The sequence below is a fragment of the Thalassobacillus devorans MSP14 genome (assembly GCF_000496835.1).
Taxonomy (GTDB): domain Bacteria; phylum Bacillota; class Bacilli; order Bacillales; family Halobacillaceae; genus Thalassobacillus; species Thalassobacillus devorans_B.
In genome coordinates this window covers 819600-826875 of sequence record NZ_KI543236.1, presented here as the reverse complement: position 1 = coordinate 826875, position 7276 = coordinate 819600, and the positions used below count along the sequence as shown (strand labels likewise).

10 protein-coding genes and 1 riboswitch are annotated in these 7276 nt (G+C 44.4%); all 10 genes read right to left on the bottom strand.

Translation table 11 applies throughout. From position 1 onward, the window contains the following. Positions 1 to 61 precede the first annotated feature (61 nt). Positions 62 to 164, bottom strand: a riboswitch (TPP riboswitch). A 66-nt stretch (positions 165 to 230) separates the two neighbouring features. Then, positions 231 to 1010 carry a sulfite exporter TauE/SafE family protein gene (locus P855_RS0105040; RefSeq protein ID WP_028782542.1) on the bottom strand — a complete coding sequence of 260 codons (780 nt, stop codon included), beginning with the start codon at positions 1008 to 1010 and terminating at the stop codon, positions 231 to 233. A gap of 88 nt (positions 1011 to 1098) precedes the next feature. Continuing rightward, positions 1099 to 1326 carry a sulfurtransferase TusA family protein gene (locus P855_RS0105035; protein ID WP_028782541.1) on the bottom strand — a complete coding sequence of 76 codons (228 nt, stop codon included), beginning with the start codon at positions 1324 to 1326 and terminating at the stop codon, positions 1099 to 1101. Between the two features lie 64 nt (positions 1327 to 1390). After that, on the bottom strand, positions 1391 to 2515 hold the full coding sequence (locus P855_RS0105030; protein WP_028782540.1) for an MBL fold metallo-hydrolase: 1125 nt from the start codon (positions 2513 to 2515) through the stop codon (positions 1391 to 1393). A 22-nt stretch (positions 2516 to 2537) separates the two neighbouring features. After that, positions 2538 to 3089 carry a sulfurtransferase TusA family protein gene (locus tag P855_RS0105025; RefSeq protein WP_028782539.1) on the bottom strand — a complete coding sequence of 184 codons (552 nt, stop codon included), beginning with the start codon at positions 3087 to 3089 and terminating at the stop codon, positions 2538 to 2540. 53 nt (positions 3090 to 3142) lie between these two features. Beyond that, on the bottom strand, positions 3143 to 3439 hold the full coding sequence (locus P855_RS0105020; RefSeq protein WP_028782538.1) for a rhodanese-like domain-containing protein: 297 nt from the start codon (positions 3437 to 3439) through the stop codon (positions 3143 to 3145). A 17-nt stretch (positions 3440 to 3456) separates the two neighbouring features. Next, entirely contained in the window at positions 3457 to 3825 is a 369-nt protein-coding gene (locus P855_RS0105015) for a rhodanese-like domain-containing protein (RefSeq protein WP_028782537.1), read from the bottom strand. 150 nt (positions 3826 to 3975) lie between these two features. After that, positions 3976 to 4542 (bottom strand): class I SAM-dependent methyltransferase, encoded by a 567-nt coding sequence (locus P855_RS0105010; RefSeq protein WP_028782536.1) that lies wholly within the window; start codon positions 4540 to 4542, stop codon positions 3976 to 3978. 53 nt (positions 4543 to 4595) lie between these two features. After that, positions 4596 to 4826: a glutaredoxin family protein gene (locus tag P855_RS0105005; RefSeq protein WP_028782535.1), complete on the bottom strand. Its 231-nt coding sequence runs from the start codon at positions 4824 to 4826 to the stop codon at positions 4596 to 4598. A gap of 29 nt (positions 4827 to 4855) precedes the next feature. Further along, a complete protein-coding gene (locus tag P855_RS0105000) occupies positions 4856 to 5245 on the bottom strand; it encodes a DsrE/DsrF/DrsH-like family protein (RefSeq protein WP_028782534.1) in 390 nt (129 codons plus the stop codon). A gap of 279 nt (positions 5246 to 5524) precedes the next feature. After that, entirely contained in the window at positions 5525 to 6565 is a 1041-nt protein-coding gene (gene rsgA, locus P855_RS20545; protein ID WP_037985642.1) for a ribosome small subunit-dependent GTPase A, read from the bottom strand. Positions 6566 to 7276 lie beyond the last annotated feature (711 nt).

The window sequence follows — 7276 nt, the reverse complement described above, 5'->3', positions numbered from 1 at the left end:
CTGCATCCCTAGGGGAATGCAGTTCAAAGGTTAGTTATAGGTCGATAAAAATGATTCGTGTCACCTTTTCTCTGCACTTCCCCACGCTGGTATTATCCAGTTCGGGTTCCAAGGGTCAGAGTCGTGTGACTCCTCTCAGCTCAATCGCACCCCTAGTGCTCGAATCTTGTTATGCAGTTTTTTTACCTATTTGTAGCTTAATAGAAATCCTTTTATTTGTAAACCATTTTTTACAGTAAAACGTCCCACCAGATTTTGATGGCTGTGCCGACAATTAAAGCCGCCAGAATACCTTGTAATAACTTGGTGTTCACTTTCTGTCCTGCTTTGGCTCCAAGTGGAGAAGCGATCAGACTGGCAACAATCATAATGAGAGCTGGAACAAGTACAACCTGGCCGGTCATCACTTTTCCGACAGTGGAACCAATCGATGATAAGAAGGTGATTGCCAGGGAAGTTGCGATAGTAACACGGGTTGGTATCTTAAGAACTGTTAACATGATTGGAACCAGCAGAAAAGCACCTGCAGCACCGACGATTCCTGCCGCTACACCAACGATGAATGCAGAAACAGCTGCAACCATTTTACTGAAAGTTACCTGATCTGGCGGAAGGTCATCGTTGTTCTTCCTGGGAATGAACATCATGACCGCTGCTGTCAATGCTAAAATACCATATACGATTTGAATACCTTCTTCAGTCATGAAACGGGAGCCATAGCTTCCGATGAAACTACCGATCAGAATACTTACACCCATATAAATAATGAGGTCTTTGTTCAAGTAGCCGCCTTTTCTGTAAGCCCAGGCACCGGCAATCGTAGCAAAGAATACCTGAACGGCACTAATTCCGGATACTTCGTGGGCAGTGAATGCAGCGAAACCTAACATTGGTGGTATATATAAAAGCATTGGGTATTTGATAATTGATCCGCCGATTCCTACCATCCCTGATACATATGAACCTGCAAAACCGATGATAAAAATCGTGATATAAAACCATAAATCCATTTTTTCTTCCTCCTTTACCTATTTAAGCATTACCAATTGGAAGGGGACAGCCATCCATTTACTGGAATGTCTGTCCCCCTTATTCTGCTTAACCTTTCCTGATCCAGAACTTAAGAACATCGTCTTCTTCTTTTTGCTCGACGAGTTCATGTCCGCTGGAATCTGACCAGGCAGCTAAATCTGCTTTTGCACCTTTATCTGTTGCGTGGATTTCAAGAATGTCTCCGCTGTTCAATTCATCCATAGCTTTTTTCGTCTTTACGATTGGCATTGGGCATGCCAGACCTTTTGCGTCTAGTACTTTATTTGCTTCCATGTTAAGAACACTCCTTTTGTAAAATTAATGAGGGTTTCCCTCCGGAGTCCGGAGGGTTAAATCATTAGGATACCGCGCAGCGGTTTGGTCCGATTTCCATTTCACGCTTTTCTTCTTCTTCTGGTGTCAGTTTACCCATGTTTACCTGGCGTATTTCCTGATACGCATTTGGTTGTGGCGGAAGGTTTTCTGTAACCATCTTACGGAATTCGCCTTCGTCTTCCACATTCAAACCTGTGTTGACTTTATAAAGTTCACCAAGAGGTGCTGATACTTTCCCGTCATCCTGTACTTCACTCATGTTAGCGAAGTGAGCTGGCAGCACTTCCAAGTCATCAGAAAGTTCTTTGTAACGGCTGTAAAGAGTTTCGCGCAAGTCGCCGACCCAGTCTTCTGCAAGGCCTGCAAGGTCAGGACGACCGATGGATTCTACAAATAGGATGTCACCAGTCAACAAGTATTTGTTGTCGATGATGAACGAAGTAGATCCGATTGTGTGGCCTGGAGAGTATACAGCCTGGGCAGCTACTTTTGTCGTACCGACAGTGATTTCATTGCCGTCTTCCAGGTTGTTGTAATCAAATTGAACTTCTGTTGCGTCTTTCGGTGGCAGCCAGTATTGTGCACCAGTTTCTTCACGGAGCGCACGACCGCCGGAAATGTGATCCGCGTGCAGGTGAGTGTCTGCTACCTGAACGATTTCCGCATTCTTTTCTTTGGCAAAATCAAGATAAGGCTGGATCATACGGTTCGAGTCGATGACCATTGCCTCGCCATCGGAAATAACCATATAAGATAGGCAGCCTTTACCAAGACGTACAAACTGGTATAGTTCACCGCCATCAGAAATGTCGCCTACTTTTACCGGCTCCAGGTACTCACTCCAGGCTTTCATACCGCCTTTCAAGTAAGAAACTCCTGTCACGCCTGCTTCTTCAAGCAGGTCGGCGACCATCATGGAAGATCCTTCTTTCGCACAAACGACCAATACGTTTTCGTTTGGAAGTTTATCCATGATGCTTTCCACGCCATCCAATAAATCGAAATAAGGTACGTTGATGACTTCTACGCTGTCCCCTTCGATTTTCCAGTCTGCGAATTCTTTTTGATTACGAACATCAAGAATGAACAACTCTTCTTTATCAATAACTTTGCGTGCAATTTCTTGTGCATTCATTGCTTTTGGCATTGTTACCCCTCCAATTAATGATTTATTTTTCTACGTTTCCGTTCCAGTCTTTCATGCCTGGCGTTACGTTAAATACGTTGTAGCCTTTTTCTGCAAGTTTCTGAGCTGCCATGTCACTTCTGCTTCCTGTACGGCAAATGACATACACATCTTTATCTTTTTCGATTTCGTCCGCTTTTTCGTCGAGTTCTCCAAGCGGTACAGATACGGCACCAGGAATGTGGCCGAATTCATATTCCGCCGGTTCACGGACATCCAGTACGGTAATATCGTCATTCAGTTTGCTTTCCAGGTCTTCATTGGAAACGACCTGCTCATGTTTTTTCTCCGGTTTATCTTCGGAGTCTGTACTTTTGCGTACATAATGGTACAAGACATCGCCATCTTCTTTATGACCAAGGTATTGGTGACCCATGTTTTCAGACCATGCTTCCAGGTCAGCGATTGAACCGCGGTCCGTTGCCTGTATTTCAAGCACATGGCCAGGTTCGAGATCAGTCATTGCTTTTTTCGTCTTTACGATTGGCATCGGGCAAGCTAAGCCCTTAGCATCTAGTACTTCATTTACTTTCATTGAAAATACCTCCTAATTTTAGGTGAAAGTTTAGTAACATTTAGGTGACGGGCTTATTCGACGTCCCCAGTCCAGGACATCATGCCGCCTTCCATGTTGGTAACGTCATATCCATATTGATCAAGGAATTGTGTCGCTTGACCGCTCCGGCCGCCGGAACGGCAAACCATGATATAATCTGTGTTCTTATCTAATTCATCTTTACGGAACTCAAGCAAGTGAAGCGGAATATTCACCGCTCCAGGGATTTTACCCTGGCTCACTTCGCCGACTTCACGAACGTCAACGATATTCAATTTTTCGCCTTGTTCCATTTTTTGCTTTACTTGTTCTGCAGTTAAACTTTTCATCTTTGAATATCCTCCTTTTAACCTCTCCAGGCGTTCATGCCGCCTTGGACATTGATCACTTTTTCAAAGCCTTTCTTTTTCAACATGCGAGAGGCTGCAGATGAACGTCCGCCACTCTGACAGATGACATATACTGGCTTTTCCTTATTAAACTGGCCTGCCTGATTTCCTAATTGCTGAAGCGGAATGTTGTTGAATCCTTTAATATGATTGGATTTGTATTCCCCAGGCGTACGGACATCAATGAATTGTTTATCCTTCTTCTGTTTCATTTCATCTTTCAATTGGGAAGTTGTAATCTGATCGACGCCTTTTGCCGGCATCAATCTTTTTGCTAAAAATCCAATGATGATTGCTACTGCTACGATTGTTATTAATGTTTCCATTTCTCATTACCCCTCTTCATTATTACCATAACCCCTAAGGGTATATTGTAAACTTATTTTTTTAAAAGTCTGCCAGGACTTTCATGGGTTGACTTTTAAAAAAATAAGTGGAGCGGGTGGAGGAAGCGGTATGCTCCCTCCACCCCTTATTTACTTAGTGGCAACAATAAAGTATACATCCTTGTTGAGCTTGCCGACTTTTACAGAAAAACCGGCTTGCTCGACTTCATGGGCCAAATCCTCGGATGGAATCCGCTCATGGAGTGGTGGACCCTGATCTGCTTCTACCTTTTCCCAATCCAGTACAAGGAACATTCCATGCTCCGGAAGAATCCGGTAGACTTCCTGCAAAGTCTGATCCAGCTTAGGAACTTCATGCAGCACAAATGCTGCAAGGGCACGCTGGAAAGAACCATCGGGGAAGTTGAGACGATCCACTCCACTTGGCATGCGATCAATATTAGAAATACCAGCTGCTTCGGAACGTTCAGCCAGCATTTCCAACATTTCCGGCTGGATATCGACCGCGGTTACGCGATCACTTGTTTCTTTTGCTATAGGTATGGTCAAATACCCGTTTCCTGCTCCCAGTTCGATGACTTTTTCATCACCATTCAAATCCAGGAGCCTGATGACTTCCTCAACAGGAACAGTTTCCTGTCGTTTTGGATCGAGTAATTTTTCGGCTTTCTCATGTGAAAACATTTTACCGGCCATACAAATCTCCTTCCATCACGCCGAAACGGGTAATTGCCATGCATCCATTGCTCTTACTGTTTCGGCAAATATTTCAAGAATGTTTCCGGATCGAACCCGATAATCCATTGACCATCGATATTCGTTTGTGGGACACCCATTTCACCAGTCGTCTCCACTAACTTTCTAGCAGATTCCGGATCTTTTTCCAGGTTGACTTCATCATAATTGACACTCATCTGATCAAGGAATTGTTTGACCATGGTGCAATAAGGACATGTGCTGGTTGTATATACGGTTACCATTTACTCCACTCCTTTAAACCTTAGTATAATTAGAATGTTAGCGAAACATCCGCGTCTTTAGCAAAGTTTAGGAAAGTTGCTGCGCCGCCAACTTCGATTCCGTCAACGAAGTCTTCTTTCGTAAGACCCATAACGTCCATGGTCATTTGGCAAGCGATGAAACGTACGCCCATCTCTTGAGCCATTTCAACCAATTCAGGAATGGATGGTACATTCGCTTTTTCGAAACCCTCCTGGAAGTGTTCTGTTCCTTCTGGCATTGGAAGCTGCTTATGAGCATCCTTGTGGATCAGGTTCAGCCCTTCAAATGTGAAGAATACAGCAGTTTCCCCATCGTAAGTTGCAGATGCGTTTGCGATATTCAATACCTTGTAAGCGTCGAACGCTCCACCGTTTGCTGCGATAATAGCTGTTTTCATTATAAATTCCTCCTTGAGAATGTTATTAATATTTTCACCGTCTAGAAGTTGAAAACCTCTAATACCCCGGCGGGTTTAATACCCTGATATGTATACTAAATCATATCACCAAAATAGTCAAGGGGGTATACCTGAATTTTTTCCGACCTTGTTTAGATGGTCTTAAAAGCTTGATACAACGCGTTTTTTTCTATCATACCTGATGCAGCTCCCCACGAAACAGGTACCCAACCGCGTATATAAAAAGGATAACAGAAGACCTGTTATCCCTCAAACATTTTACTTTTTACTTTTTGGACTATGAAGAATTCTGTTGGTTTTGTGAGCACCATACTTAGCTTTAAGGTCCAGACGTTCAATCTCCCGCTGCATTTTCCAGTAATTCTTCAGCCGCTCTTCCGTTAATCTGCCATTCTTTATCGCTAGTTTGACTGCACACCCTGGCTCGCTCCCATGGCTGCAATTCCGAAATTTACATTGGCTGCTATAGTCTTCGATATCAGAAAACGTCGATTGCACCCCATCAGCTTCTCCCCATAACTGCAGTTCGCGCATCCCCGGGGTATCCAGGATGAGCGGCCCTCCTGGCACTAAAAACATTTCCCTATGGGTAGTTGTATGCTTTCCTTTATGATCTTCTGCCCGGACTTCCTGGGTTTTCTGTACCGTTTTCCCGACTAGACGATTAATCAAAGTCGATTTACCAACACCGGAGGAACCGATCAATGCAATCGTTATCCCTGGGGTGAATTTTTCAAGCAGGGAATCGAATCCCATTCCCTGAAGTGTGTCGACAGGATATACCGATACTCCCGGAGCTATCTGTGCCACCTCAGCAGCCTGCCTGTCAGGATCGGATGCTAAATCTGCTTTTGTCAATATAATAACGGGGACCGCTCCGCTTTCATACACCTGCATCAAGTAACGTTCTATCCTACGCAGGTTCAAGTCCAGATCCATACTACTGACAATCCAGACATAATCGATATTAGCAGCCATCACTTGCTCCTGATGGGTATTTCCTGCAGCATGCCGTGTCAATAACGTCCTCCGTTCGAGACGCTGGTGGATAACCGCCTTGTCCTCCCCTGCCTGCTGTTGAAAAAGAACCCAGTCTCCAACACAGGGAAAATCTCCATGCACCTCTGCTTCAAAACGATACTTACCGGATATTTTGCCTGAAAAGGCTCGCTCTGGAGTCTGAATGGTATAAAAACCATTTCCTGCTTTGGTAATTCGACCGACAGGAGTTCCTTCTTCTATTGTTTGTGTTTGAAAGAAGTTTTTGTACCCAAGTGTTTCCCATGTGATTTGTTCCAATAAAGTTCCTCCTAAGCTGGGAGGTTACTGCATCAAGTACCCTCCCTGATCATTTTGTTTGTTTTTGTGGTGGATTGATTGTACGAATTTGCTCATAAAACATCACGCTCCTTTACTTGTTGGTTTTATTATACCAGAACCCTTGATTGGAGGTTGGTGTGAATTGGGCTTTGTTAAAGCCAAATGATGATTATTCAGTTAAGGCTCCCTGTTATGGAATACTCAGTTTCGAGAGAAATTGTTTCCGTTACGATAGTAACGGTTTGGAGGTCCGGAAATCACTCGCTTTCCGTGGCATGTGGTGAGCTTCCTCAGGCTTCGCCTTCCGGGATCTCACCGATCATGTTCATCCCACAGGAGTCTCGCAATTTCCCGTCCCTCCTTACGTTGATAAGGAAAACGGAAACATTGGTATGCGCACCCAACTTTTCATCCATAAGAGCTTTTTTACTAATAAAACACTGCTTATAACATGCACCATGGTTACATATGAGTTATGTAAGACGTCTTCATCTATCGCGGGTTCGTTACTCCCATCCTTCAGATGGGGTGATGGGAAACTGCGAGACTCCCGCGGGAGAAGGATCGAGGCGAGATCCCACAGGGCGATAGCCCGAGGAAGCTTGCCAGGTCCCCCGCAGGAAAGCGAGTAGTTTCCCAACCCCCCTAACTCATTTATGGTAAAGAACCCTTGCTATCTTGAAACTGAGT